20 protein-coding genes and 1 pseudogene are annotated in these 26241 nt (G+C 73.0%); 18 read left to right on the top strand and 3 right to left on the bottom strand.

All coding sequences use genetic code 11. The features are described 5' to 3' along the window. Positions 1 to 5 precede the first annotated feature (5 nt). The 13 genes from IE330_RS07850 to IE330_RS07790 all read left to right on the top strand — a co-directional run bounded on the left by IE330_RS07850 (position 6) and on the right by IE330_RS07790 (position 17425). Positions 6 to 776 carry a thioesterase II family protein gene (locus IE330_RS07850; protein WP_229925466.1) on the top strand — a complete coding sequence of 257 codons (771 nt, stop codon included), beginning with the start codon at positions 6 to 8 and terminating at the stop codon, positions 774 to 776. A gap of 10 nt (positions 777 to 786) precedes the next feature. Further along, entirely contained in the window at positions 787 to 4758 is a 3972-nt protein-coding gene (locus tag IE330_RS07845) for a non-ribosomal peptide synthetase (protein ID WP_190135140.1), read from the top strand. Further along, positions 4755 to 6035, top strand: coding sequence for an MFS transporter (locus IE330_RS07840; RefSeq protein ID WP_190135139.1), 1281 nt, complete (start codon positions 4755 to 4757; stop codon positions 6033 to 6035). Before IE330_RS07845 ends, IE330_RS07840 begins: the two co-directional genes overlap by 4 nt. A 128-nt stretch (positions 6036 to 6163) precedes the next feature. Further along, positions 6164 to 7135: an aspartyl/asparaginyl beta-hydroxylase domain-containing protein gene (locus IE330_RS07835; protein WP_229925465.1), complete on the top strand. Its 972-nt coding sequence runs from the start codon at positions 6164 to 6166 to the stop codon at positions 7133 to 7135. Between the two features lie 69 nt (positions 7136 to 7204). Next, the gene (locus IE330_RS07830; RefSeq protein WP_190135137.1) at positions 7205 to 7981 is read left to right on the top strand and encodes a 2OG-Fe dioxygenase family protein; all 777 of its coding nucleotides are present in this window, start codon (positions 7205 to 7207) and stop codon (positions 7979 to 7981) included. A 67-nt stretch (positions 7982 to 8048) separates the two neighbouring features. Further along, on the top strand, positions 8049 to 9092 hold the full coding sequence (locus tag IE330_RS07825) for a hydroxymethylglutaryl-CoA lyase-like TIM-barrel protein (RefSeq protein ID WP_190135136.1): 1044 nt from the start codon (positions 8049 to 8051) through the stop codon (positions 9090 to 9092). A gap of 13 nt (positions 9093 to 9105) precedes the next feature. Further along, positions 9106 to 9954, top strand: coding sequence for a fumarylacetoacetate hydrolase family protein (locus IE330_RS07820; protein WP_190135135.1), 849 nt, complete (start codon positions 9106 to 9108; stop codon positions 9952 to 9954). 180 nt (positions 9955 to 10134) lie between these two features. Further along, positions 10135 to 11898 carry a non-ribosomal peptide synthetase gene (locus IE330_RS07815; protein ID WP_190135134.1) on the top strand — a complete coding sequence of 588 codons (1764 nt, stop codon included), beginning with the start codon at positions 10135 to 10137 and terminating at the stop codon, positions 11896 to 11898. 4 nt (positions 11899 to 11902) lie between these two features. Continuing rightward, positions 11903 to 13678 carry an asparagine synthase (glutamine-hydrolyzing) gene (gene asnB, locus IE330_RS07810; RefSeq protein ID WP_190135133.1) on the top strand — a complete coding sequence of 592 codons (1776 nt, stop codon included), beginning with the start codon at positions 11903 to 11905 and terminating at the stop codon, positions 13676 to 13678. Positions 13679 to 13811: 133 nt separating this feature from the next. Then, complete coding sequence (locus tag IE330_RS07805) at positions 13812 to 14612, top strand: phytanoyl-CoA dioxygenase family protein (protein WP_190135132.1); 801 nt, start codon at positions 13812 to 13814, stop codon at positions 14610 to 14612. Next, positions 14609 to 16126 carry an AMP-binding protein gene (locus tag IE330_RS07800; RefSeq protein ID WP_190135131.1) on the top strand — a complete coding sequence of 506 codons (1518 nt, stop codon included), beginning with the start codon at positions 14609 to 14611 and terminating at the stop codon, positions 16124 to 16126. Before IE330_RS07805 ends, IE330_RS07800 begins: the two co-directional genes overlap by 4 nt. A gap of 346 nt (positions 16127 to 16472) precedes the next feature. Next, on the top strand, positions 16473 to 16646 hold the full coding sequence (locus IE330_RS07795; RefSeq protein WP_190135130.1) for a hypothetical protein: 174 nt from the start codon (positions 16473 to 16475) through the stop codon (positions 16644 to 16646). Between the two features lie 263 nt (positions 16647 to 16909). Next, positions 16910 to 17425, top strand: coding sequence for a hypothetical protein (locus tag IE330_RS07790; RefSeq protein ID WP_190135129.1), 516 nt, complete (start codon positions 16910 to 16912; stop codon positions 17423 to 17425). 31 nt (positions 17426 to 17456) lie between these two features. Here the strand turns inward: IE330_RS07790 and IE330_RS07785 are convergent, their stop codons facing one another. Further along, on the bottom strand, positions 17457 to 18536 hold the full coding sequence (locus IE330_RS07785) for a helix-turn-helix transcriptional regulator (protein ID WP_190135128.1): 1080 nt from the start codon (positions 18534 to 18536) through the stop codon (positions 17457 to 17459). 248 nt (positions 18537 to 18784) lie between these two features. Here IE330_RS07785 and IE330_RS07780 point away from each other — a divergent pair, with 248 nt between their 5' ends. The 3 genes from IE330_RS07780 to IE330_RS07770 all read left to right on the top strand — a co-directional run bounded on the left by IE330_RS07780 (position 18785) and on the right by IE330_RS07770 (position 21344). Further along, positions 18785 to 19273, top strand: coding sequence for a GNAT family N-acetyltransferase (locus IE330_RS07780; protein WP_190135127.1), 489 nt, complete (start codon positions 18785 to 18787; stop codon positions 19271 to 19273). 200 nt (positions 19274 to 19473) lie between these two features. After that, entirely contained in the window at positions 19474 to 20889 is a 1416-nt protein-coding gene (locus tag IE330_RS07775; RefSeq protein ID WP_190135126.1) for a DEAD/DEAH box helicase, read from the top strand. 206 nt (positions 20890 to 21095) lie between these two features. Then, complete coding sequence (locus IE330_RS07770; RefSeq protein ID WP_190135172.1) at positions 21096 to 21344, top strand: DUF5302 domain-containing protein; 249 nt, start codon at positions 21096 to 21098, stop codon at positions 21342 to 21344. A 122-nt stretch (positions 21345 to 21466) separates the two neighbouring features. Here IE330_RS07770 and IE330_RS07765 read toward each other — a convergent pair. Next, a pseudogene (locus tag IE330_RS07765) lies at positions 21467 to 22180 on the bottom strand (GNAT family N-acetyltransferase); the annotation flags it as partial. A gap of 148 nt (positions 22181 to 22328) precedes the next feature. Next, positions 22329 to 23135 carry an SDR family NAD(P)-dependent oxidoreductase gene (locus IE330_RS07760; protein WP_190135125.1) on the bottom strand — a complete coding sequence of 269 codons (807 nt, stop codon included), beginning with the start codon at positions 23133 to 23135 and terminating at the stop codon, positions 22329 to 22331. Between the two features lie 640 nt (positions 23136 to 23775). On the opposite strand from IE330_RS07760, the gene IE330_RS07755 reads away from it, so the two are divergent. Next, positions 23776 to 24522, top strand: coding sequence for a GAF and ANTAR domain-containing protein (locus IE330_RS07755; protein WP_190135124.1), 747 nt, complete (start codon positions 23776 to 23778; stop codon positions 24520 to 24522). Between the two features lie 729 nt (positions 24523 to 25251). After that, the gene (locus IE330_RS07750; protein ID WP_190135123.1) at positions 25252 to 26214 is read left to right on the top strand and encodes a helix-turn-helix domain-containing protein; all 963 of its coding nucleotides are present in this window, start codon (positions 25252 to 25254) and stop codon (positions 26212 to 26214) included. Positions 26215 to 26241 lie beyond the last annotated feature (27 nt).

Genomic DNA, 26241 nt, shown 5'->3' with positions numbered 1-26241 from the left:
TCCCGGTGAACGGCGTACGCGACACCACGGTGGTGCCCCTGCACCGGGCGCCGGACGCCGGGCGCACGCTGGTCGGCCTGAGCTTCTTCGGCGGCGGCACGGCCGCGTACCGGCCCTGGACCACGAGCATGCCCGCCGGGACGGACCTGGTCGTGCTCTGCTACCCCGGCAGGGAGGGGCGGTTCACCGAGCCCTTCGCCCGGGACTGGGACGAGCTGGCCGACGGCGTCACCCGCGCGCTGGCCGCCGCCGGCCTCGGCCCGTACGTCCTCTTCGGCCACAGCATGAGCGGCTGGCTGGCCTTCGACGTGGCCGCCCGCCTGGAGCGGGCCGGGGCGCCGGGGCCGGACGCGCTCGTCCTGTCCTCCTGCAACGCCCCCGACCGGGGCCTGACCGACGCCGAACGCTTCCCCGCCCTCCAGGACGACGACGACCGCATCCTCGACTGGATGGGCACCTACGGCCTGCTGCCCCCGCACGTCCGCGACGACGACGACCTCACCGAGCTCGCCCTCGAGCTGATGCGGGCCGACATCGCCGTCCGGGACACCTTCGCCTACGCCGGCGCCGCGGTGAGCGTGCCGCTCCAGGTGTTCTCCGGCGCCGACGACCCGCTGATCGGCGCCGACGCCGGCGCCCGGTGGAGCGGCCTGACCTCCGGCCCGTACCGGCACGACGTGCTCGGCGGCGGCCACTTCTACACCCCGGAGACCTGGCGGACCCTGCCGAGCCGCATCCGTCCCGCCCGCCCCGCCGCATCCGGCTCTGCCCCCTGAGGAGTGACCCGTGTCCCCCGTGTCCTACGCCCAGCGGAGGCTGTGGTTCCTGAACCGCGTGGACGGCCGGTCGGCGGTCTACAACTGCTCGCTCGTGCTCCGGGCGCGAGGCGACCTGGACCACGCCGCCCTGGCCGCGGCGCTCGCCGACCTGGCCGACCGGCACCACGTACTGCGCACCGTGTACCCGGCCGTCGACGGCGAACCCGTACCGCGGCGGCTCGACCGGCGGCCCGCACTCGACGTGGTCGCGTGCGCGGAGGGAGCCCCGCTCGCCGAGGCGCTCGCCGCCACCGTCGACCGCGGCTTCGACCTGACGACGGAACTCCCCGTCCGGGCGACGGTCTTCGCCACGGCCCCCCGCGAGCACGTCCTCGCGCTGGTGCTCCACCACATCGCCTGCGACGAGTGGTCCTGGCAGCCGCTGCTCGACGACCTGGCCACCGCCTACGCGGCCCGCGCCGCGGGGCGGGCGCCGCGGTGGACGCCCCTGCCCGTCACCTACCCCGACTACGCGGTGTGGCAGCGCGAACTCCTGGGCGACCAGGACGATCCGGCGAGCCTGCTCGCGACGCAGCTCGCCTTCTGGCGGGAGCGCCTCGCCGGGCTGCCCGCCGAGCTGGACCTGCCGTACGACCGCCCGCGCCCCGCGGTGGCCGACCACCGCGGTGCCGGGGTCCCGCTGAAGCTCGACGGCGACCTGCACCGCCGCCTGCTCGCGGTCGCCGCCGACCACGGGTGCACCACGTTCATGGTCCTCCAGGCCGGCCTCGCCGTCCTGCTGTCCCGCCTCGGAGCCGGCACGGACATCCCGATCGGCACCGCGGTGGCCGGGCGCCTGGACGAGGCGCTGGAGGACGTGGTCGGCTTCTTCGTGAACACGCTGGTGCTGCGCAGCGACGTGTCCGGGGACCCCACCTTCAGCGAGCTGCTGCACCGCCTGCGGGACGCGGACCTCGCCGCCTTCGACCACCAGGACGTGCCCTTCGAGCGGCTGGTCGAGGACCTGAACCCGGAGCGGTCCCTGGCCCGCCACCCGCTCTTCCAGGTCATGCTGACCCTGTCCCGGGCACAGGAGGCGACGCTGTCGCTGCCGGGCCTGACCTGCGCCGAGGAGCACCTGGACGGGAAGGTCGCGAAGTTCGACCTGTCCGCGGACTTCCGCGAGCACTACACGCCCGACGGCGAGGCCGCGGGCATCGACGGCGCCCTGGAGTACGCCACCAGCCTGTTCGACCGGGCCACCGCCGACCTGATCGCCGACGCCCTGCCCCGCCTCCTGGGGCAGCTCGTGTCGGCCCCGCACCGCCCCGTCGGCGAGGCCGACCCGCTCTCCGCCGAACACCGCCACCAGGTCCTCGTCGCGTGGAACGACACCGACAGGCCCGCGGCGCGGGCCACCGTGACGGAGGTGTTCGAGGCGCAGGCCGCGCGCACGCCCGAGGCGACCGCACTGGTGTGCGGGGACACGCGCCTCACCTTCGCCGAGCTCGACGACCGCGCCGGCCTCCTCGCGCACCACCTGCGCGCCGCGGGCGCCACGACGGAGCGCCTCGTCGGCCTCGCCCTGCCCCGCTCGGCCGAGTCCGTCGTGGCGATGCTGGCGGTCCTCAAGACCGGCGCGGCGTATCTGCACCTCGACCTCGCCTACCCACCGGACCGGATCGGGCACATGCTGCGGGACGCCGCCCCCGTCGTGGTCGTCACGGACACCACGACCGCGGCCGTGCACGACTTCGGCACGCTGCCCGCGGTACTCGTCGACCGGCTCGCGGCACCGACCGGTCCCGCCGCCGCCCCGAACCGCCGCGTCCTGCCGTCCAGTGCGGCGTACGTCATCTACACCTCCGGCTCCACCGGCCGCCCCAAGGGCGTGCTGACCCCGCACTCCGCGCTGAGCAACCTGTACGCCTTCCACCGCGACGGGCTGATCGCGCGCACCGAGGCCACCGCGGGCCGACGGCTGCGGTCCGCCGTCACCGCCTCGCTGTCGTTCGACACGTCGTGGGAGGCGCTGTTCTGGATGCTGGCCGGACACGAACTCCACGTCATCCGCGACGACGTGCGGCGCGACGCCGACGCCCTGACCGCCTACGTCCACACCGCCGGGATCGACGTCCTGGACGTCACCCCCACCTACGCGGAGCACCTGCTCGACGCGGGCCTGCTGTCCGGGCCCCACGTGCCGCCGGTGCTGCTGCTCGGCGGCGAAGGCGCCGGGCAAACGCTGTGGACCCGCGTCCGGGAGGCGACCGGCACACGCTGCCTCAACCTCTACGGCCCCACCGAGTGCACCCTGGACGCGCTGTGGTGGGACGCCGCGGACAGCCCGCACCCGCTGATCGGCACGCCGATCGGCAACACCAGGGCCTACGTGCTCGACGAGCGGCTGCGCCCCGTCCCGCCCGGCGTCCCGGGCGAGCTGTACGTGACCGGGCCCGGCCTGGCCCGCGGCTACGTGAGCCGTCCGGACGCCACCGCCGAACGCTTCGTCGCCTGCCCCTTCGCCGCGCCCGGGGAGGCGGGGAGCCGCATGTACCGCACCGGTGACCTGGTCCGCCGGGACCACCGGGGCAGGCTGGACTACCTGGGCCGCATCGACGACCAGGTCAAGGTGCGGGGCTTCAGGATCGAACTCGGCGAGGTGGAGACCGCGCTCGCCCGCTGCCCGGAGGTGGCGCGGGCCGCCGTGGCCGTGCACGAGGCCGCCGGGGGCGACAAGCGCCTCGTGGGCTATGTGCAGCCCGCGACGGACCGGGCGCCCGACCCGCGCGACCTGCGCAGGCGCCTGGCCACGGCCCTGCCCGACCACATGGTCCCGTCGTTCCTCCAGGTGGTGGAACACCTGCCGATGACGCCCAACGGAAAGCTCGACCGGAGCGCGCTGCCGCCCCCCGACCTCGCGCACCGCCCGCCCTCGCGCGGCCCGCGCGGACCCTACGAGGAGGTCCTCTGCGCCCTGTTCGCGGAGGTGCTCGGGCTGGGCCGGGTCGGCGCCGAGGAGAGCTTCTTCGACCTGGGCGGCCACTCCCTGCTCGCCACCAGGCTGCTCGCCCGGGTGCGGGCGGTGCTGGGCGGCGAACTCACCGTCCTGGACCTGTTCCAGGCGCCCACCGCGGCCGACCTGGCGGTCCGGCAGGCCGCCGGCGCACGGCACGACCCGCTGGCGCCGCTGCTCCCGCTGCGGACGGGAGCCGACCGGCCCGCCGTCTTCTGCGTGCACCCGGCCGCCGGCATCGGCTGGGGCTACGCGGGCCTGCTCGGCCACCTCGACGCCGGCCACCCCGTGTACGGCCTCCAGGCGCGGGGCCTCACCGACGCGGCGGCGACCGGCCGGCCCTGGCGGGACATGGTCGAGGACTACGTGGAACAGGTCAGGTCCGTCCAGCCCGAGGGGCCCTACCGGCTGATCGGATGGTCCTTCGGCGCCGTCATCGCCCACCTGATGGCCACCGAGCTACAGGCCGCGGGGGCCCAGGTCGACCTGCTCGCCCTGCTCGACGGCTACCCGCCCGCCGCGGTACCCGGCCACCGGCCCCTCGCCGAAGGAAGTCCCGAGGCCTACGCCGAGCTCCTGGAGTCCCTGGGGTACGACCCGGCCGCGTGCGGCGCGGGACCGCTCGGCCCCGACGCCTACGAGCGGGCCCTCCGCCGGCCGGGCAGCGCGCTCGAACGGCTGACGCGGCCGGAGACCGCCGCCCTGGCCCGGGTGTTCGCGGACAACGACCGGATCTACGGAGAGCTGAAGCCCCGCCTGTACCGGGGAGACATGGTCTTCTTCTCCGCCACCGAGGGCAGGCCGCAGGACGCGCCCACGCCGGAGGCCTGGCGGCACCACGTGACAGGACGGATCGACGTGCACGAACTCGCCTGCGCCCACGGCGAGATCACCCGGCCGGAGCCGATCGCGCGGATCGGCGCCGTCCTCGCCGCGGAACTCGCCCGCCTCGACGGCCCGCGGACCGCGGCGGGAGAACGATGACCGGCGAGCCCCGCCGAGGGGGCGTGTCCGGGCGCGCGTTCCGCCTGTTCTGGCTCGGGGAGACCACCAGCCTGTTCGGCAACGGCATCGCGGTGGTGGCGCTGCCCCTGGTCGCCGTCCTCACCCTGCACGCGGACACCCTCGTCGTCGGACTCCTGACCTCGGTCGCCTACCTGCCCTGGCTGCTCCTCGGCCTGCCCGCGGGCGCCTGGGTGGACCGGCTGCCGCGCCGCCCGGTGATGCTGGCCTGCAACGCCGTCTCCTTCGTCGCCTTCGCCAGTGTCCCGGCCGCGGCCTGGGCGGGCGTCCTCACCGTCCCGCACCTGCTCCTGGCCGCCTTCGCCGGCGGCTGCGCCAACGTCTTCTTCACCACCGCGCAGCGCGCGTACCTGCCGACGCTGCTGTCCGACGAGGAGCTGCTGGCCGGCAACGCGCGGCTGCAGGGCAGCGAGTCGACGGCCGAGGTCACCGGCCCCGGCCTGGCCGGCGTGCTGGTGCAGGCCTTCGGCGCCGTCGCCGGACTGCTGGCCAACGCGCTGAGCTTCGTGGTGTCCTGGCTCTGCCTGCGGGCGATCAGGACGGCCGAGCCGCCGCCCCCGGCCGTCGCGCGGCGCCGCCTGCGCGCCGAGGTCGGCGACGGCCTGAGGTTCCTCTTCCGCGACCCCGTGCTGCGCACCCTCGCGCTGTTCAGCGCGGTGTCCAACACCGCGCTGACCGGCATGAGCTCCATCGAAGTGGCCTTCCTGGTCCGGACGGTCGGCACCGGCGAGGCCGTGGTGGGCGCGGTCCTCACGCTGTGCGGCCTCGGCGGCATCCTCGGCGTGCTGATCTCCCCCCGGGTGTCCCGGCGCTTGGGCACCGCACGGGCCGCGCTGCTCTGCCAGGTGGCCGCCGCGCCCTTCACGCTGCTCTTCCCGCTGACCGGCCCCGGCGCCGGACTCGCCTTCTTCGTCGTCGGCGGGGTCGGCGCCGGCGCCGGTGTGGTCGCGGCCAGCATCCTCACCGACACCTTCCGCCAGCGGTACTGCCCACCGGAGTTGATCGGGCGGATCAGCGCGAGCGCGGCCGTGATCAGCTTCGGCGCCATCGCCGTCGGCGGACTGCTCGGCGGCGCGCTCGGCTCGACGGCCGGTGTCCGGGAGACGCTGTGGATGATGAGCGGGCTGCAGGTCCTGTCGACGGCCATTCTGCTGTGCAGCCCGATCCGGAGAATGCGCGATTTCCCGGAATCCCCGCGCGCGATTTCCGCGGACGCCGCCGAAAAGGTCATGTCCTAAAGAGTCCTGGCCGTTTCCGCGCGCCCCGACAACCCTTTCCCGGTGCAGTGCGGACGTACGATATCGATAGCAAGGCACAAGCGAACGAAGCTCATTGAAGCGAGGCTTTCATGCAGGAGAGCGGATCCTTGCGGAATCTCCCGGCGGCGGTGCTGCTCCGGGACGACCTGGACATCGACCGGATGAATGCGGATCTCGCGGAACTCGGCACTTCCGAGTTCTGGGCACTGCAGCGGTCCTTCGAGGACGGCGTCGTCGGGGAGGAGTCCGACGTGGACTGGAAGGTCCTCCCGCTGCGCGCGCCGAACGGCGACGTCCGGCGGACCGACCCCGGCGGCCCGGGACGCGACGGGTTCGCCGACACCCCGCTGATGGCGAAGGCGCCCTACCTCCGCCAGGTCCTGGCCGAGCTGGGTACCGAACTGCGCAGCGTCCGCCTGATGGCCCTGGCCCCCGGGGTGTCCGTCGCGGAGCACTCGGACACCCCGATCGGCCTGCCCTACGGCTACGTACGGCTGCACGTCCCGCTGGTCACCAACCCCGGCGCGGTCCTGGTGATGGACGGGGCCGAGCAGCGGTGGCAGCCGGGCACGCTCTGGTACGGCGACTTCGACCGGCCGCACTCCGTGCGCAACACCGGTGACCGGGCCAGGATCCACCTGGTCGCCGACTGCGCGACCAACGACAGGCTGCTGTCCCTGTTCCCGGAGAGCTTCCGGGCGCTGCTCCCGGCCAGCGACATCGCCTACTACCGGCCCGTGCTGCCGCTGACCCCGCCCGAGCTCGACGAGTTCGGCTGCCGCTTCGCCGTCCCGCTCTCCTTCATGGAGTGGGGCCTTCAGGTGGTCGACGACGAGGAGACCGACCTCGTCGCCGACGTGGCCGCCGAGGACGGCGGGCTCGTGCTGCGCGTCGCGGGGCGCGCGCCGGTGGAGCTGCTGCACCTGGGCGCCGGCGAGTTCCGGCTGCTCGGCTGGAGCGAGGAGCGGCTGCTCCGCCTCGACCTCTTCGACGACCACCCGCGGGTGGAGCTCTCCACCCGGTGCGGGCGCCGGCGCCAGGTGGTCGTCCGCCCGGCCCGCCGGCTCGCCGCGGCCTGAAGGACCGGGCCGCCGTCCACCGCAGCCCCCTTTCCCCTTTCTTGTATCCGACTACCGCTTGGGACAGTCATGCAGACGCTCACCGAAACCTCCACCCTCGTCGAGCACGGATTCGCCCGCTACGACCTCGCCACGGAATTCGGGATCGCCGAATCCGACCCCGCCTTCCGGAGCCTGCGCGCCGAATTCGCCGACCTGCCGCCGGACCCCTACGCGACGGAGGCGGGACGCAACCGCCGCTACGCCCGCGGTGTGTTCCTGCCGTGGTCGCGGGAGTTCAGTTGGATACCCGACACGCACCTCGACGCGGCGGGCTGGATGAACGGCTACTACCAGGCCGACCACAATCCCGAGTACGTCGGCGTGGTCCGCAAACTGCCCGCGATGACGGAGACCGCCAGGAACAACCCGATCATCCACGACATCCTCTCCTTCGACTTCGCGCAGACGCGCTGGTCGCAGGACGACGCGGCGTTCCCGCTGCACGTCGGGGTGCACCTGATCAAGCTGGCCGTGGACGACCCGGGACACGAGGCGATCTCCTCGCCCAACGAACTCCACCAGGACGGCGAGCCGTTCGTCTTCGCGCACCTGGTGTACCGCCGCAACATGGTCGGCGGCGTGAACGTGATCGCCCCGCCGAAGTACCGGGGCAAGCTGCCCGCGGACGTGCCCGCGGGCGAGGCCCTGGCCGAGTTCGAACTGAGCGAGCCGCTGGAGTCGTACGGCGTCACCGACGAGAAGGTCAGCCACTACGTCTCGCCCATCAGGCGCGGGGACGGCCCGGAGACGGGCGAGCGCGCGGTGGTCCTCGTCGACTTCACCCCGATGCGGCAGCACATCTGAGCCCGCGTCCCGCACCACCCGACTGTCCGTGTGTACGTCCGTGCCGAACCGAGGAGGGCGAAGGCCCATGACAGACAGCCGATCCCGGGCGATGTCCGAGATGGAACTGCTCGACTGCACCTTGCGTGACGGCGCCTACGCCGTCGACTTCGAGTTCGACGAGGACTTCGTGGCGGAGCTCCTCGCCGGGCTCGACGAGACCCCGGTGTCCCGGGTCGAGATCGGTCACGGAATCGGCCTGGAGGCCGAGCGGACCGGCATCAAGGCGGGCAACATCGACCACTTCGCCTGGTGCGACCTCGCCCGGTCGACGCTGACCGCGAAGCCCTGGGGCATGTTCGCGCAGCCCGGCTTCACCCGGCCGGCGACCATCAGGCAGATGTGCGACCGCGGGATGTCCTTCGTGCGGGTCGGGGTGGAACCGGAGCGCGTCCAGGAGCACCTGCCCTACCTCCGCGAGGTCGCGGACGTCTGCGGGGAGGTCCACCTCAACCTGATGAAGTCCAGCGCCACACCGGTCGACCGGCTGCTCGGCGCGCTCGACGGGATCGGCCCGGAGATCGCGGGCGTCTACGTGGTCGACTCCTACGGCGCGATGACCCCCGAGACCGTGGAACGGTACGTGGGCGCGGTCGCCGACCGGTACCCCGTCGTCGGCTTCCACGGTCACGACAACCTCGGCCTGGCCAACATCAACACCGTCACCGCCTTCCGGGCGGGCGCCACCCTCCTCGACGGGACGCTGAACGGCATCGGCCGCGGCTCGGGCAACGCCGCCACCGAGTCCCTCGCCGCGATCAGCAACCTCCTGGGCGAGGACCGGTTCGCGTACCAGGAACTGGCCGCACTCGCCGAACTGTGCCGGGTCAACATGCGGGTGATCGGGCAGGAGCGCGCGATGCAGGTCCTCGGCGCGGTGATCGGCATCCACTCGGGCTTCTTCCCCCTGGTCGAGGAGCTCGCCGTCAAGTACCGCACCGATCCGGCCCGGCTCATGGAGACCGCGGTCGGGGTGGCGGAGCAGGAGAGCCCGCGGGCGGCCGACTTCCACGCGGCGGCGGCCCGCATCGCCGACGGCGACCGCCCGCGCCCGCTCCAACTGACGAACTGAAAGGGGGCGCGCCATGAGGCTCGCCAAGAGCGGCACCGGGCAGGACATCCTCGTGGGCGTCGACGACCGCTGGCTCCCGCTGCGGGAGATCGACGGGTACGAGGGCCTCACCCGCATCGGGGACCTGATCGCGGACCGGCGGTTCGGCGACCTGGAGGCCCGGGCCAGGCAGCGGGCGGCCCGCTCCGAAGGCCCCGCCCCCGGCCCCGGTCCCGACCTGTCCGGCGCGGCGACGATCGCCGACGGCGACGCCGGCATCTGGGGCGCCGGGCTCAACTACCGGCGCCACTCGGACGACCTGGAGACCGCACAGCCCGGCTCCGGCCCCGGCTCGTACCTGCGGCCCGCGTCGTGCCTCATCGGCAACGGCGGCACCATCCGGCTGCCGGCCCGCTCGCGGCGGGTGACCGCCGAGGCCGAGCTGGGCCTGGTCGTGGGCGCCCGCTGCAAGGACGTCCCGCGCGACGAGTGGCGGTCCGTCATCGCCGGGGTGACGGCCGTCCTCGACATGACGGCGGAGGACGCCATCCGCGAGAACCCGCGCTACATCCCGTGGGCCAAGGGGTTCGACACGTTCTGCAGCATCGGCCCGGCCCTGGTGACCCTGGACGAGTTCCCCGGCGACGGCCTGGACGCGATCCGGATCTCCACCGTCAGGAACGGCGAGGTCGTCGCGGCGGCGACGCCGCGGGACATGAAGTACGACCTGGGCTTCCTGGTGGAGTACTTCACCGCGGGCCGGACCCTCGCACCGGGAACGGTGCTCTGCACCGGCACCCCGGGCGCCGTCCCGATCAGCCCGGGGGACACGGTGCGGGCCGTGGTCGAAGGCGTCGGCACGCTCACCCACCCGGTCGGCTGAACCCGGGCGCCCACCCGGTCGGCTGAATCTTGGCGCCCACCCGGTCGGCTGAACCTCGGCGCCCACCCCGTCGGGTGTCCCGGGGGCGCGCGGGCCCGCCGAGGCCCGGCCGGGAACGCCCCCCTGCTGTCTCACGTCCGTACGACCCTGCGCGTCGGCGGCGAGTGGAACTGGAGTCTCATGTCCCTGATACACGGATTCGCACGCGCGGTGCGCGAGCATCCCGATGCCGACGCCGTGCGCACGGCGGACCGGACGGTCAGCTACCGGGAGTTCGACAAGCTGACCCAGGTGTTCGCCGACGACCTGGGCGCGGAGGTCCCACCCGGCGCGTTCGTCGGGATCGAGGCGGCCAGGGGGCTCGGCGCGATCACGGCGATGATCGGCGCACTGCGGGCGCGACGCCCGTTCGTGTTCCTCGACAGCCGCGACAGCGTGGCGTCGAACGCTGAGAAGGTCAAGGTGCTCGGCGTGCGCCGACTGGCCCGGTCGCGGGACGACGGCGACGTGTACCTCACCGACGTCCCGCAGGCCTGGTGCCCCGACGGAACCGGCCCCGCGTACGGGCTCTCCGCCGTCGAGGGCGAGCTCTGCTACGCCATCCACACCTCCGGCTCGACCGGCGAGCCCAAGTGCGTCCTGGTGCGCCCGGGCCCGCTCGCCGCGGTGGTCCGCGACCACGTCGAGCGGCTGTCCGTGGGGCCGGACGCGCGGACCCTGCAGTTCGCCCGCCTGACCTTCGACGGGTGCATGACCGAGATCCTGTGGACCCTGACGGCCGGCGCCTGCCTCGTGGTGCTCGACGAGGCACGCCTGGCGCCCGGCGCCGAGCTGCGGGACACCCTGGAGCGGTTCGGCATCACGCACCTCAAGACCACCCCGTTCGCGCTGACCGCGACGGAGCCCGGCGGCGCGCTGCGGCTGCGCCACGTGATCAACGGCGGCGGGGCCTGCCGGTCGGCGGTGGTGGCCAAGTGGTCCGCGGTGGCCGCGCTGCACAACGCCTACGGCGCCACGGAGACCACGGTGTGCAACCTGCTCACCGGCCCGCTCGACCCGGCACGGTGCCGTGCCGGGGTGCCCCTCGGCGACCTCGTGGGCGAGGGCGCGTACCACCTGCGCGACCTCGGCGACGGGGCCGCGCCCGCGGAGGCAGGCGGCCCGGTGCGCCGGGGCGAGATCGTGATCACGGGGCCCGCCGTCGCCGCCGGATACCTGACCGGCGACGGCGTGCGGCCGTTCGGTCCCGCGGGTGACGGCACGGAGTACCGGACCGGCGACGTCGCCGAACTCCGCGACGGCGAGCTGTACTTCGTGGAACGCCTGGACCACCAGGTCAAGCTCCGCGGCTACCGCCTGGACCTCGGCGAGATCGAGAACACCGTGTGCCGGGCGGAGGCGGTCGTCGAGGCGGTGGTGACCGTGGAGTCGCACGACGGCACGGGAGGCACCGGGGACGACGCCCCGGCCGGTACCGGGAGCAACGCCCCGGCCGGTACCGGAGGCAACGCCCCGCCCGGCGCCGGGGACGACGCGCTGGTCTGCTACTACCTCGGCGCCGCCGACCCGAGGGAACTCCGCCGCCACCTCGAAGGCGCCCTGGACCCGTACAAGGTCCCCTCGGTGCTGCACCGCGTCGAGGCGCTGCCGTACACCCCGAACGGGAAGGTCGACCGCGACGCCCTGCGAGGCCTGCGCACCCGCGGCGAGGACACCGCGTCCACCCCCGTGCAGCAGGTGCTCACCCTCGTGGGCCGCCTCACCGGCATCGGCGACGCCGTCCTCGACGACAACTTCTACGCCCTCGGCGGCGATTCGGCGTCCACGCTGCGGCTGGTCACGAAGTTGCGCGAGCTGGGCTGGCTGGACGCCGGGGTGCGCGACGTGCTGCGCGCGCGGGACCTGCGCGCGCTCACCGACCAGTTGCCGCAGCGGAGCGTGTAGCGCGATGTGCGGCCTGTGCGGAACCTACGCGCCGGACGGCGGCCCCGACCGCACCGTCACGGCGACCATGCACTCCCGGCTCACCCACCGCGGACCCGACGAGACGTACTCGCTGAGCACGCCCGTGCTGACGGCGAAGCTCGCCCGCCTCGGCATGACCGCGCTCAAGGACGGCTGGCAGCCCGCCGAGGACGACGGCGGACGGTTCGTCGCGGTCACCAACGGCGAGATCTACAACGCCGACGAGCTGCGCGGCCGGCTCGGCCTCGCGCGGGCCGCCAACCGCGCCGACGTGGCCGTCGTCCCCGAACTATTCGCGCGCCACGGCCCCGCCGGACTCGCCCTGATCGACGGGCAGTTCGCCACCGCGATCCACGACCGCGCCGAGGGCACGCTTCACCTGGGCAGGGACCGCTTCGGCGTCAGCCCGCTCTACTACACCGAGGCGGACGGCCAGGTGCACTTCTGCTCCGAACTCGGGCCCCTGGTCCGGTCGGTGCCGGGCACCTGGCGCCTCGACCTCGGCGCCGTCGACCAGTACCTCCAGCTCGGCAACATCGTCGCGCCGCGCACCCTGGTGCGTGACGTTCTCGCCGTGCCGCCGGGGACCGTGGTGCGGTTCGGCGGCGGCGCGCCCGAGACGGTCCGCTACTGGCGCTACGGCGACTTCGTGACGGACGGGCCCGCGGTGACCGCGGCGGAGCTCCGGCACGGGGTGCGGCGGGCGGTACGCGACCGGCTGCGCGGGGACGTCGAGATCGGGGCCTGCCTCAGCGGCGGCTTCGACTCCTCCACGCTGGTCGTGGAGGCCGCCGCGGCCGTGGAGAAGCCGCTGCGCACGTACTCGGTGGTGTTCGGCGACGCCCTCCTGGACGAACACCGCTTCCAGCGCGAGGTGGCCGGTGCCGTGGGCAGCGAGCACCACGAGATCTCCTGCCTTCGCGAGGACGTCACCGCCGGGTTCGAGCAGATGGTGCGCCGCTGCTGCTACCCCCAGCGCGAGACGTACAACGTGGCGGCCCTGATGCTGTCGCGGGAGGTCCGGGCGAGCGGGCTCAAGGGCGTGCTGTCGGGGGAGGGGGCCGACGAGCTGTTCTTCGGCTACGACTCGTACGCCTTCGACGGGCTCGGCCGGGCGCCACGACCGAACCGGGAGGAGAACGAGAGCGCCTGGGGCCGGGCCGACTTCTCCTGGGAGGTCGACTGGCGGCAGGTGGACCGCCGCCGGGCGGACAGCCTCACCCCGGAAGGCGCCGAAGCCCTGGTCGGCCAGGAGTTCTGGCGGGACAGGCTGATTCCGTTCTCCGACGGCGAGGCCGCGGGGCTCACGTCGATGCAGATGCGGTCGGTGGCCGACACGTCCGTGCAACTGGGCAGCCATCTGCTCGGCGACCACGGCGACGCGATGCTGATGGCGCATTCCGTGGAGGGCAGGTACCCGTTCCTCGGAAATCCCGTGGTCGACCTGGCGCTGCGCGTCGGCGACGACGAGAAGGTCGTCGACTTCGAGGGAAAGGCCTGCCTCAAATCGGCCTACGCGGGCGTCGTCCCGGAGACCGTCCTGCGCCGCGCGAAGCAGGGCTTCACCGCGCACGGCCTGTCCGCGCTCGCCGACGACCGCCTCCTGGCCAGGTGGCGCGACCTGGTCGCGGCCAGCGGTGTCTTCCGTACGGATGCCCTCGAACGGCTCGGGTCGCACGGTGCCACGGGCAAAGGGGACACGCGGCTGAGTGTGATCAGCATCAGCATGGTGATCGACGAACTGGGCCTGCGCATCTGAACAACGCAGCACACGCAGGAATGCGCAGAGCAACGCAGAGCAACGCGGAAAATCGCAGACCAGCGCAGAACAGCGCAGAAGAACGCAGCCCAAGGCTGGACAAGGCTGAACGAGGCAGAGAGGTCATCGAGTTATGCTCACCGAAAGCCAGATAGCGGAATACCGTTCCCAGGGATTCCTGCTCATCGAGGACGTCTTCGACGCCGCCGACATCGCCGCTCTGCGTGACGAGGTGGCCGGCCTCTACGCGACCGAGCACCCCGGCCGGATCTTCGAGGAGGACGGCACCACCGTGCGGGGCATCCACGGCTGCCACACCACGGGAGCGCTCTTCTCCCGGCTGGTGCGGCTGCCCGAGCTGCTCTGCGCGGCGGAGGAGCTGCTTGAGAGCAAGGTGCACGTGTTCCAGTGCAAGGTCAACGCGAAGCAGGCGCTGCGCGGCGAGGTCTGGCAGTGGCACCAGGACTACAGCGTCTGGGGTGCCAAGGACGGCATGCCGGAGCCGCGGGCGGTCAACGCCGCGGTGCTCCTGGACGACGCGACCGAGCACAACGGCCCCCTCCTCGTCGTGCCCGGTTCGCACCGGAACGACGCGACAGCCCCATGGCGCCCCGACGCCGCGGGCCCCTCCGGGTGGGAGGCCGACCTGTCGGCGAAGCTGGAGTTCGCCCTGGACGCCGAGCGGATGGCCGAGGTGACCGCGGAGTCGGAGATCCGGTCCATCGTCGGACGCGCCGGAAGCCTGCTGTTCTTCCACCCCTGCATCGCGCACGGCTCCGGCGCGAACATGTCGCCCACCGACCGCACCATGGCGTTCGTCAGCTACAACAGCGTCGACAACGAACTGCGCGACGTGCCGCGCCCGCGCCCGGAGTTCGTGGCGTCGCGCGACTACCGGCCGCTGGAGCTCGTCGAGGGAGGCCTGATCGCATGAGCGGCCTCGAAGGGACACTGATCCGGGCCCTGGTCGACGCCCTCGCCCGGCACCGGGACGCGGTGGCGGTCGTCGACGACGGCACCGCCCACACCTACGCCGAACTCGACGACGTGTCGGCCGAGATCGCCGGCGGCCTCGCCGCACAGGGCATCGGCCCCGGAGACGTGGTCGACGTGCACGCGACGCGCTCGTGGTCCCGGTGCGCCGCGGTCCTTGGGGTCTGGCGCGTCGGCGCCGGCGTGCTCTCCATCGACCCGGCCATGCCGCCCGCCTGGACCACCAAGCTGGTGAGCAGCGCCGACTGCGCCCTGGTCCTGCGGGACGACGCGTGCGCGCCCGTCGACGCCGGGGTCCCGGAACACACCTTCCGGTCGATCCGGGGACCGAGGCGCGACGAGGTCGCGACCGGCCCGGTCTGCTACGTCATCCCCACCTCCGGGTCCACCGGCGAGCCCAAGGCCGTCGCGGTGCCGCCGGTGGTCCTGGCGGACCTCGGCGCCTGGCACGTCCGCCGGTGGAGCCACGACCGCCCCCCGCACACCCTGCACATGTCGTCCATCGGCTTCGACATGGTGTACGAGGACACGGTGGCGACCTGGCTGGCCGGGGCGGCCCTGGTCGTGGTGGACGACCACGACCGGCTCGACCCCTTCACGCTGCTCGACATCATCCGCGAGCACGACGCCGCCCGGCTCTTCCAGCCGGTGGTCGGACTGCACGGACTGGCCGCCGCGGCGTGTGCCGCGGGCGAGGCGACACCGAGCCTGCGGGAGATCTCGGTGGCGGGCGAACAGTTGGTGATCAACGACGAGGTGCGGCGGTTCTGCGCCGCCGGCGGCCTCACGCTGGTGAACCAGTACGGGCCGAGCGAGACCCATGTGGTCACCCAGTACCGGCTGACGGGCGACGTCGCCGACTGGCCCGACCGGCCGCCCATCGGGACCGCGGTCGTCGACGCGGAGCTGCTGCGCCACGTGGACGGACGGCTGCGCCCGTTCGCGCCCGGCGAGACCGGGGAGCTGGTCATCGCAGGGAACTGCGTCGGCATCGGGTACGCCGGTGACGAGGCGCTCACCGCGCGGAAGTTCCGGGAGGTGGAGCACCAGGACGGCGGCGTGCGGCGCTGCTACTTCAGCGGGGACCTGGTCACCTTCGACGGTGCCGAGTTCCGCTTCGTCTCCCGGCTCGACGACCAGCTCAAGGTGAACGGCTACCGGGTCGAGCCGGGGGAGGTGGAGTCCGTGATCGCCGGGGTCGCCGGTGTCCGCCGGGCCGCGGTCGTCGGGGTCAAGGTGGCCGCGTCCACGCAACTGGCGGCGTTCTACACCCTCGTGCCCGGCGCGGAGGTGGACCGGGACGCCCTGCTGAGCGCGTGTGCCTCCCGGCTGCCCCGGTTCATGGTCCCCCGGCACTTCACGGAGCTGGACGCGCTGCCGTCGACGCGGAACGGGAAGATCGACCGCGCGACGCTCCGGGAGTCGTTCCGGGAGCCGTCGCTGAGCCGTCGCTGAGCCGTCGCTGAGCCGTCGCTGAGCCGCCGACGAACTGTCGCTGAGCCGCCGACGAACTGTCGCTGAGCCGCCGACGAGCCGTCGGTGAGCCGCTGCTGAGCCGTCGGTGAGCCGTCGACGGGCCGCGGCGGCCGGAGGCGTCGGACGGCGGCCCGTGTCGTCAGGTGTTGAGGCGCTTCAGGCGATTCGTCCACCCCCCGCTTTGGTGCCGGAGAACTTGGTGAACGGTGCCGGCGGTGGTTTCCGGGACGGGTGCCGACCACTCTGGAGGAGCGGGAAGGGAACGGTCGGACGGTACCGGCCGGGACTTCTCCACCATTCCTCACTCTGCGTCCCAGGAGAAGTCATGACGTCTGTCCGCGCGTTCGTGGTCGCTGTTCTCTGCCTGCTGACGGTCGGCGCCGCTGCCGGAACCGCTGCCGCCGACACCGGCCGTACCGACACCGGCCGTACCGACACCCGGCCGACGTCCTCCGTCGAGCCCACCGGCGACAGCGGCTGGGGCCGCTTCCAGGGGTGACCCGCGGGTGGGGGCGGGGCGGGCGGGCCGGATATGCGGCTGCTGTGACGGGTGCTGGACCGGCAGAATCCTCGCCACGGCCACAGCCACGGCCACGGCCACGGTGTCGGTGTCGGCCACGGCCCCGGTGTCGGCCACGGCCCAGGTCCATGCCGAGGCCGCGGGCGCCCGGGCGGCCGCCTCCCCTTCCCCGGTGTGTCCGGGAGCCCTGCTACACCTCACCCACCCCGCACCGCCCGGACGTGCGGCGAGATCGGAGAACCGTGCCAGGAGAGCGAGGCCTCAGCCAGCCGATGCAGTCCTTCGTCGAGGAGCTGGCCTTGTGCGTGGCGGCCAACGGGGCCAAGGGGCCCGCCCTGCTGTGGCCCGAGGACCCGACGACCCTGTCGGCCCTGCTCGGCCTCGGCCGGCCGGCCCGCCCGGAACCGGGCGCCGGTCCCTCCGTGCCGGGCCGGCCCGGCACGGAGGAACTGGCGGCGGCGCTGGGCCGCAAATTACATCTGCGGGTGCGCTACTCCTACCGCTTCCTGGCGGCAGGCTCCCACGTCGTGGAGGGGGGACCGCGGGGCGCCGAGTCCACGGTCACGGTCCTGGAAGGGGCCTGCCGCTGCGTCCTGTCGCGCATCGGTGAGGACCCGGCGCCCGGCCCCGCGCACCCGCTGGGCATGCGACTGCGTTCCGGCGGCACCCTCTTCGTACCCCGGGACCACACCTACCGGCTGTCGGAGGTGCACGTCCCGACCACCCTGCTGGAACTCCACCTGGAGTGCCTGGACTGACGGCCCGCGCCCCCGCACGGCGGCCACCGCATCAGGCCGGGGCGGTCGTGGGCCCCGCCTCCGGCTCCGGGCTGCCATCGGCATCGGCATCGACGTCGTCATCGTCCAGCAACCCCCTCGCCGACACCGCGACACCGGCCTGGAAACGGCTCTGGACGCCGAGCACCTGCATGATGTCCGCGATGTGCTTGCGGGTCGTACGCAGCGACATGCCGAGCCGCCGCGCGATGGTCTCGTCCTTCAGACCCGCCGCGAGCAGCCGCAGGATGGTGCGGTCCAGGTCCTTGGCGACCGCCTCCAGACCGTCGGTGGCCGCGTCGGAGAACGGCTGGGCCTGCGACCACATCTGCTCGAACAGCTCGTACAGGAAGTGCACCACCGACGGTTCGCGCACCACCACCGCGCCGAGCCGGTCGTTGCGGTTGGCCATGAACGCCAGTTCCCGGTCGAAGATGATCACGCGGCCGACGAGCTGGTGAGCGGTCCGGTACTCGCCGCCCAGCGCGCTCATCGTGGCCACGTACGCCTGGCTGGGGCTGTTGAACCGGGCGGTGTGGTGGTAGAGGGTGCGCATCCGCACCCCCCGGGCGAGGAGCTGGCTGTCCCGGAGCAGGGCGTCCTGGAGCACTTCGGGCGGGCGGGTGCCGCCGGGCTGGACGGTGACCATGTCCTCCCGGCACTGCTCGGCCGCCCGGTTCAGCGCGGCCCGCACCTGGGTGAGGCCGGGGATGGCCTCCACGTCCCTGAAGGTGCCGTTCCGCCCCTCCTCGTAGTCGGACGCCAGGCGGGCGAACTGGTCGCGGAAGACGCGCAGCCGCGTCTGCTGCTCCGCGATGGCCCGCTCCACCGGCGCGGTGGCCACGGAGGCGACGAGGTGCGGGTCGACGGCCCACAGCCGGTCGTCGCCCTCCTCGCCCCGCTGCACCAGGCCGACGCGGACGAGGTAGTCCACCGCGCCGTGCACCGCTCTCTCACCGACCCCCGTCTCCTCGGCCATCCGGACGGGGTCGAGCTGACCGTGCAGGGCCAGCCAGCGGTAGACGGCCACCACCTCGGCGCTGAGCGTGTCCTCCACGGTTAATACGTCGTCACCATCGGTCTGCGTGCCCATCAGTCCTCCAGGTCCCTGCCCGTAGCGGTGGTCGTGCCTGCCGTCGTCGATCAGCTTCTGTGCCTCCGAAGAGCCGGAGCCAGGGGAATCGGTTGCTCCGAGGGCGCGAGGAGGCACCGCCACCGATGCACGGCACCGACCCCGGCGGTACCTCCCCCCGGCCACCGCGGCCCGCCCGCCACCACGAGGACGCGCTGGTGAACAGGCCCGCCGCACGGAGGCACCTCCCGGTGCGACATACTCTCCCGGTGAGTTCACGCACTCCCCCGATCAGCCGGCCGGTCACGATACGGAGGGCGGTCGCGCGGGATGCCAAACGGCTCACCCGGCTCGTGCGTGGCTCAGGCGCCTATCAGGGCAAGTACGCAGCCGCGGTCGCGGGCTACCGGGTCGGTCCCGATTACCTGGAGGCCCACCGCGCCTTCGTGGCCGTCGACGCCGAGGAGCAGGGAGGCCGGATCCTCGGGTTCTACTCGCTCGTCCTCGCTCCACCGGAGCTCGACCTGCTGTTCGTCGCCGACGACGTGCAGGGACGGGGCATCGGACGGATGCTTGTGGCGCACATGCGGTCCGAGGCCCGTGCTGCCGGGATCGACCGTCTCAAGGTCGTGTCGCACCTTCCCGCCGAGGACTTCTACCACCGCGTCGGCGCGGTGCGGACCGGGACCGCGCTCGCGAACCCGCCCGCCGTGCCGTGGGACCGTCCCGAATTCGAGTTCCGCATTCCTTCGGGATGACGCTGTGTGCCGCTCGGCGGGGCACCGGCTTCGCAGGCAGGCAAGCACGGCAAGCACCGGCGTGCCGGGCTCGATGTGTTACTGTCAGACGTTTGCGTGGTCGTCGCGGTGGGCGATGCTGCTTGTTCCGTTCGGCTTCCGCGTGCGCTGTCCACACCTGCCGGGCCTTCCTCGGTACGTTCCCTCGCGGAAGGCTGTTCATGAAGCATCCCCATGACTCCGGCACCACCCACGGCAGTCCCACCCGGCCCCGGACAACGACCCCGGAGCTGCTCCCGGCCGTCACCTTCGCCGGTCTGGAGCTGCCGACGGAGGTGCTGCGGACGCTGAGCGAACGCGGGGTGCGCGAGCCCTTTCCGATCCAGGCCGCCACACTGCCCGACGCCCTCAAGGGGCGCGACATCCTGGGACGCGGACGCACCGGATCGGGCAAGACGCTCGCTTTCGGGCTGCCGCTGCTCGTACGGACGGCCGGGCGGCGCGCGGAACCGAAGCAGCCCCTTGCGCTCATCCTGGTGCCTACCCGGGAGCTGACCCAACAGGTCGCCCAGGCGCTGGCGCCGTACGCCGAGGCACTGCGGCTGCGGATCGCCACGGTCGCCGGCGGAACGTCGATCGGCCGGCAGATCGCCGCGCTGCGCCAGGGAGCCGAGGTGGTCGTCGCCACCCCCGGACGCCTGCACGACCTGATCGAGCGCAACGCCTGCCGCCTGGGACGGGTGCGCATCACCGTGCTGGACGAGGCGGACCAGATGTGCGACCTGGGCTTCCTGCCGCAGGTGGCCGACGTGCTCGACCAGGTGCACCCCGACGGTCAGCGGATGCTCTTCTCGGCCACTCTCGATCGCGACGTCGACCAACTGGTCGGCCGCTACCTCCACGACCCCGTCGTCCATTCGGTCGACCCGGGCGCGGGCACCGTCACGACGATGGAACACCACGTCCTGGTCGTCCACGGCCCTGACCGCTACGCCGTCATCACGGAGATCGCCGCCCGCGACGGCCGCGTACTGCTGTTCCTCGACACCAAGCACGCCGTCGACCAGCTCACCCGGCACCTGCGGGCCAGCGGGGTGCGCGCGGGGGCCCTGCACAGCGGCAAGTCCCAGCCGCAGCGCACACGGACCCTGGCGCAGTTCAAGAACAGCCAGGTCACCGTTCTGGTGGCGACCAACGTCGCGGCCCGTGGCCTGCACGTCGACGACCTCGACCTCGTGGTCAACGTCGACCCGCCCACCGAGGCCAAGGACTATGTGCACCGGGCGGGCCGCACCGCCCGCGCCGGTGAGTCCGGCAGCGTGGTCACGCTCGTACTGTCGGGCCAGCGCCGTGAGACGAGCCGCATGATGGCCGAGGCCGGCATCGAGCCGACCGTCACCAAGGTGCGCTCGGGCGAGGCGGAGCTGAGCCGGATCACCGGCGCGAGGACTCCCTCCGGGATCCCGCTCGACGGCGAGCCCGCCGTCCCCCGGCCCAAGAACACCAACGCTCCCTTCCGCGGCCTGGGCACCAGCAAGGGCGCCTCCCGCGGCGCCGGCGGCAAGTCCCGAAAGGCGGGCGAGGCCCGTAAGCTCGCCGAGGCCCGCAAGGCCGCCCTCGTACGTCGCAACGGCTGAGAGCCGTCGCCCTGGCGGCCGGGCCACGGGATCGACACCCCGCGGCCCGGCCCGAAGCCGTCCCGTGTGCCTCACCTACGAAGTCACGCGTTCGACCGCGAGAGATGCCCGCCGAAGCGGAGCAGGATGATGGTGCCGGTGCTTCGCACCGCGCCCGGCATGACAAGCTGTGCTTGTCGCCCACCCCCCGAACCCAGGAGGTCACCATGACCGCAGAGCCCACATCTACGGAAGGTTCGGAGTCGGAGTCGGCTGCCCCCGAGACGCCCTCTCTGGAGCCGGACAGCGACGGCAACTACGACCTCAAGCGCAAGTTCCGCGAAGCCCTGGCGCGCAAGCGCGGTGCGCAGGCGGATGCCGCTGACACGGCCGCCAACTCCGACACCTCCAAGGTGCGTTCGGCGCACGGCCCGGCTGCGAGCCAGCGGTCGTTCAGGCGCAAGAGCGGCGGCTGAATCGACGAGTCCCGCCACCCGACCGCTGCACCGGCACTCGCGCCATCCACGCGCGCGTCCGGTGCAGTGGGCGGGTCTCCACTGACGGGGACAGGTCCCGTTGCGTGCTGGACGTACTCGCGGGCGAGGCGGAAGCCGGCCGTCCAGGCGAGGAGACGGCCGGCGCGGTTGTCGCCGGCACAGCTCCAGGTGGCGGTCCGGCCGCGAGCGGTGACGTCGGCGACCAGGCCCTGGACGCAGGCGAGGGAGAGGTGTTGCCGTCGTCCGTCAGGGGTGGTGGTGCAGGCCACGTCCTCGTACCGGGTTCCGGTGAAGCGTGTGCAGGCCATGGCGAGCACGCGGTCCTTACGGAAGGCGGCCCAGCCGTACCCGGAGGCGGCGAGTGCGGCAGGGCCGCCCCAGCTCGCGTGGAGCCGTGCTGTCGCCGGGGCGGCCGCGGCGAGCACCGGTCCGTCCTCGGGGCGGAGGCGGCGCACCGTCACTCCGCGGGGCAGGCGCGGTGGTACTCCGGCCGCACGGTGGATGTAGAGCATGCGGTGCCGGGGGTGCAGGCGGTCGAAGGCGGCAGCGAGGACCGGCAGGAACCGTTCGGGGGCCTCGACGCGGCGACCGGCCAGTGGTGCGAGGTCAGCCGGGGTGAGGGCTGTCGGGTCGCCTGCCAGGAGGGCGTGGTCACCGCAGGTGACGGCGATGGCGCGGGGGCGTTCGGCGCGGTCGGTCCACCAAGTGCCGTGACCGGTGGCGAGGACGTGCTCGGCGAGGGCGGCGGTGCCCGGTCCGCCGCTGCGGAAGAGGCGGGCGGGGCCCGGTGGCTGGTGGGCGGGGTGGGGGATCACGGAAGAACCTCCGGGGACGGGGTGGGGCGGCCCATGGTGCGGGCCGCCCGGCCGGGTCAGCTCTGGCCGGCCTTGCGGCCGTGGTCCGCCTTCTTCTTGCGGCGGGCCCTTTTCTTGCGGGCGGGCCGGGACATGCCGCGGACTCCCTTCAGGCGGTGTGGCCGACGAGCAGGTCGGCGAGTTTGTTGAGCCGCTTGACCGTGCGCTCTTCCGTTGCGGCGGGCGCCGGTGTGACACGCTGGTCGCGGTCGTAGTAGGCACCGTTGACGATCTCGACGGCCGGGTCGCAGAGCCGTACGACGTGCGCCGCGCCCTCGGCGGGGGAGGCGCCTTCGTGGGAGTACAGCGGCAGGAGGCTCGTGTCGCAGATGCCGGGGTGGACGGAGACCGCTGTGACGCGCGGGTCGGCGGCGAAGACGGTGAGGGCGAGCTGGGACTGGGCGTAGGCGGCGAGCCGGGAGTAGCGGCGGGCGCGGTTGGGGTCGTTCCACTGGATGGAGCCGGTGCGGTGGAGCGCGGAGGAGACGTTGACGACCCGGCCGCCGGGGGTGCTGGTGAGCGCCGGTTCGAGGAGGTGGGTGAGGAGGTAGTGGGCGAGGAAGTTGACCTGGAAGGCGATCTCGTTGCCGTCGGCGGTGACGGTGTGCCGTTCCGGGGCCGCCATGGCGGCGTTGTTGACCAGTACGTCCAGGTGCGGGTGGGCCGCCGTGACCCGTGCGGCCAGTCGCTCGACCTCCTCCAGGCGGGCGAAGTCGGCCCCGTACGCGCACAGCCGCTCGGCCGGCATCCCGGACCGGGTGAGGAGACGGTCGACGGCGGCGTGGGCCTCCTCGGCGGTGCGGCCGTGCATGAGGACGGTGGCGCCGTGTTCGGCGAGGAGCCGCGCGGTCTCGTAGCCGATGCCGGAGGTGGCACCGGTGACGAGGAGGGTGCGGCCGGACAGGGAGGAAGACATGGTTCGTCCAGGGATAGGTGGGGTGGTACGTCAAAAAGGAGGGGCGCCGAACCAGTACGGTCACGGCGCCCGGAACAGCGGTGCGGCGGGAGGGCGTCAGCGGGGAGCGGCCAACGCGCCCAGGCAGCGGGGCGTGCGACACGGCCACGCCTGATGAGGCGGCCGGTCAAGCAGGAGCCACGCGCTGTTCATGCCTCCCATCGAACCGGGTACCCCCTGGCCGGACAAGCCCGGCGGGCCTTCTCTGACGCCGCCCTGACGGCCTCTCGGCCCAGGCCGGGACCGAGGGGACGAGGAGGCCGATCGGCTTGATGCCGACGAACGGCAGGCAGGCCACCCAGCCCGTACACGGTCAGAAGGGGGGCGTCGGGCCACGGGGTCACCGAACCGGTGCAGGCTTGACGGTAGCTGTCCGGGGGCGCTGTAGTAGAGGAGTTGATTGAGCCGTGGACTCGTCCAGGCAGGCGGCATCGTCCGGTGTGGCGGCTTCGGGACGGGCTGCCGCAGAAGGAGGCGAGGAGCGTCCTTCCCGCCAGCGGCCAGGTTCCGTGGTCGGCACCGTCCCTTTCCCCCGCCCCCGGGGCGGGGCGCCTGACCTGCCGCGTCCGTGAAAACGGAGCCCGTCGATCGGTAGTCTCCCGTGTCCACCACTGATCGTGAAATGCGTATCGCGGCCGCCGTCCTCGACTTGGCCCATCGGCCGGCCGGCTTCGAGCCGCTGGATCTGCTGCACGACCTGACCACACACGCACGGGCGTTGCTGCCGGTGCTGTGCGCCGGCGTCATCGTGCTCGACCCCCTGGACGGCAACAAGCAGGCCGCTCACGTCACAGCGCCTGACGACCTGTGCCGTCGGATCGTGGAATTCCAGGTCGACGCGGGCGAGGGCCCGTGCCTGGACAGCGCACGCTCCCAGCGGCAGCTTCCCCTCACTCTGCTGACCCAGTCGGGCCCCTTCCCCTCGGGCTGGTCGCGCTTTGCCTGCTACGCCCGTGAGCGTGGTATCACGGCGGTTGCCACAGCGACCCTGCGACTGCCCGGCCTGCTGCTCGGTGCCCTCAGCCTGTTCATGGCCGGCCCGCCTTACTGCACCGCCAGTGACCTGCGTCTGGCCCAGACGCTGGCGGACGCCGCCGTCGCCGCCCTCTCCGGCCGACAGGCACTGGCCCACCAGCAGGAGACCATCGATCAGCTCCAGCACGCGTTGGACAGCCGCGTGGTCATTGAACAGGCCAAGGGCATCCTGTCCGTACGGCTGGGTGTCAGCGTGGACGAGGCGTTCGCCCGGCTGCGCGGTCACGCCCGCTCCCGGCGGCAGAAGATCGCCCTGCTGGCGAGCCAGATCGCTCAAGGCGGCGGGCCGCCCGAACTGAACCCGACCCCTTGAGAGCCCCGGTGCTCGACGTCCTCGTCGTGCCGCTGCCGGGCCCGCGCTCCGCGGCCCGAAGCCGGTGTGCCGCCGGAGGCAGCCTCGAACTGTTCCGGTGGCCCTGACCATCCTCCCGGGAAGTGACCAGCCCTGTTGACGACACCTGCGCCAGTCAACCTCACCGGCCGCTGAGAGCGGGGTCCGGGCTCCACGGCCGGGAGGCCGCGCGGCACCGTCGCACGGGCGATCCTCCCGCGCCCCGTCGAGGCCCGTCAGCACACGGAACGAAGTCGTGAACACGCAGCTCACGCCGGACATCATCCACGCAGCGAAGCCTTGCGCCGCCCAGGGGGCGCCCCGTCCCGCCCGCGCCGTCGAGGAGCACGGGATCCGCCCGTTCGGATCGCGCCGACCCCGGAACGCGCCCTGACACGGAGTGCGGGCAACGCAGTACGGTGAGGGCTGGGGCGTAGGGCAGACCGAACCGCCGACACGAGGGGGCGGTCGCATGAACACTCCTCAGCCAGGCCGGCTCGGCGCGAGGCGGCCACTGCCACCACCGACGCCGACAACGGACCGGCGCACACGGGACACGCCGGCTGAACGCCGTGCGACCGGCGCTCCGGCCCGGTACGCCGGGCCACCACCGTCCACAGGCGGACCACGGGTGAGGACGCACCGCGTCCCCCGTCCCGCCCCGTCCGTGGGAGCAGCCCATCACCCGCACCCTCAGGAACTGAGGACACCATGGGCACCTTGCACTTCGACAGCGAAGACCTCGGCCTGACCGAGGAGTTCCTCAGCAGGGCCTACACGAGGATGAAGATCGGCGGCGCCGCCGAGCACACCAGGGTGCGGGTTACGCGGAACAGCGCGGGATCGACCAGCGTGGACCGGCTCACGATGGAGTACGACATGAGCCACGACGCGCAGCCGATCGGCAAGGTCTGCCTGTGCACCGTGCAGGACGGCACCATCGTGCGCCAGTACGACGGCGGTACGGAGAGCCTGTTCGGTCCCGGGGACGCGTTCCTGTACACCCCGCACGACCGGCCCTACAAAGGCGTCATCCAGCGCACCGACTACCACCTCATCATGTTCGATCCCACACTCCTGGACCAGGTGGCCGAGAGCCTGCCCGGCCACAGGACGTCCCCGGTCCGGCTGACCGGCGACCGCCCCGTCTCGCGGGCCGCGGCGAAGAACCTGCAGCGCACCATCGAGCACCTGCGCGACGACGTGCTGGCCGTGCCCGAGATCCGCGACGCACCGCTGATCACCTCCGCCGCCTCACGGCTGCTGGCGGCCAGCGTGCTGAACGCCTTTCCCAGCAACGCGCTGACCGACCCCACCATCGAGGACCGCCACGACGCCCACCCGGCCACCCTCCGGCGAGCCGTCGCCTTCATCGAGGACCACGTCGACTCGGACATCAGCGCCGCCGACATCGCCGCCGCCGCCCGGGTGAGCCTGCGCGCCCTCCAGCTCACGTTCCGCCGCCACCTGGGCACCACGCCCCTCGCCTACCTGCGTCGCGTCCGCCTGGCCCACGCCCACCAGGAACTGCTGGCCGCCACACCCATAAGCGGTGCCACGGTGACCCTGGTGGCGAACCGGTGGGGCTTCCTCCACCCCGGCCGCTTCGCCGCCGCCTACCGCCGGGCCTACGGCCGCACTCCGCGGGAAACCCTCAACCAGCTCCCGCCCTGACCGGCGACGGGACCACCCGCCCCTCCA

This window comes from Streptomyces longispororuber (genome assembly GCF_014656095.1).
Classification (GTDB): Bacteria; Actinomycetota; Actinomycetes; order Streptomycetales; family Streptomycetaceae; genus Streptomyces; species Streptomyces longispororuber.
This window is presented reverse-complemented; position numbering and strand designations above follow the sequence as displayed.

Excerpts from the sequence above, each read along its gene's own strand:
- IE330_RS07840 (WP_190135139.1), top strand. The coding sequence starts at position 4,755 with ATGACCGGCGAGCCCCGCCGAGGGGGCGTGTCCGGGCGCGCGTTCCGC.
- IE330_RS07830 (WP_190135137.1), top strand. The coding sequence starts at position 7,205 with ATGCAGACGCTCACCGAAACCTCCACCCTCGTCGAGCACGGATTCGCC.
- IE330_RS07825 (WP_190135136.1), top strand. The coding sequence starts at position 8,049 with ATGACAGACAGCCGATCCCGGGCGATGTCCGAGATGGAACTGCTCGAC.
- IE330_RS07820 (WP_190135135.1), top strand. The coding sequence starts at position 9,106 with ATGAGGCTCGCCAAGAGCGGCACCGGGCAGGACATCCTCGTGGGCGTC.
- IE330_RS07815 (WP_190135134.1), top strand. The coding sequence starts at position 10,135 with ATGTCCCTGATACACGGATTCGCACGCGCGGTGCGCGAGCATCCCGAT.
- asnB (WP_190135133.1), top strand. The coding sequence starts at position 11,903 with ATGTGCGGCCTGTGCGGAACCTACGCGCCGGACGGCGGCCCCGACCGC.
- IE330_RS07805 (WP_190135132.1), top strand. The coding sequence starts at position 13,812 with ATGCTCACCGAAAGCCAGATAGCGGAATACCGTTCCCAGGGATTCCTG.
- IE330_RS07800 (WP_190135131.1), top strand. The coding sequence starts at position 14,609 with ATGAGCGGCCTCGAAGGGACACTGATCCGGGCCCTGGTCGACGCCCTC.
- IE330_RS07795 (WP_190135130.1), top strand. The coding sequence starts at position 16,473 with ATGACGTCTGTCCGCGCGTTCGTGGTCGCTGTTCTCTGCCTGCTGACG.
- IE330_RS07785 (WP_190135128.1), bottom strand. The coding sequence starts at position 18,536 with ATGGGCACGCAGACCGATGGTGACGACGTATTAACCGTGGAGGACACG.
- IE330_RS07775 (WP_190135126.1), top strand. The coding sequence starts at position 19,474 with ATGAAGCATCCCCATGACTCCGGCACCACCCACGGCAGTCCCACCCGG.
- IE330_RS07770 (WP_190135172.1), top strand. The coding sequence starts at position 21,096 with ATGACCGCAGAGCCCACATCTACGGAAGGTTCGGAGTCGGAGTCGGCT.
- IE330_RS07760 (WP_190135125.1), bottom strand. The coding sequence starts at position 23,135 with ATGTCTTCCTCCCTGTCCGGCCGCACCCTCCTCGTCACCGGTGCCACC.
- IE330_RS07750 (WP_190135123.1), top strand. The coding sequence starts at position 25,252 with ATGGGCACCTTGCACTTCGACAGCGAAGACCTCGGCCTGACCGAGGAG.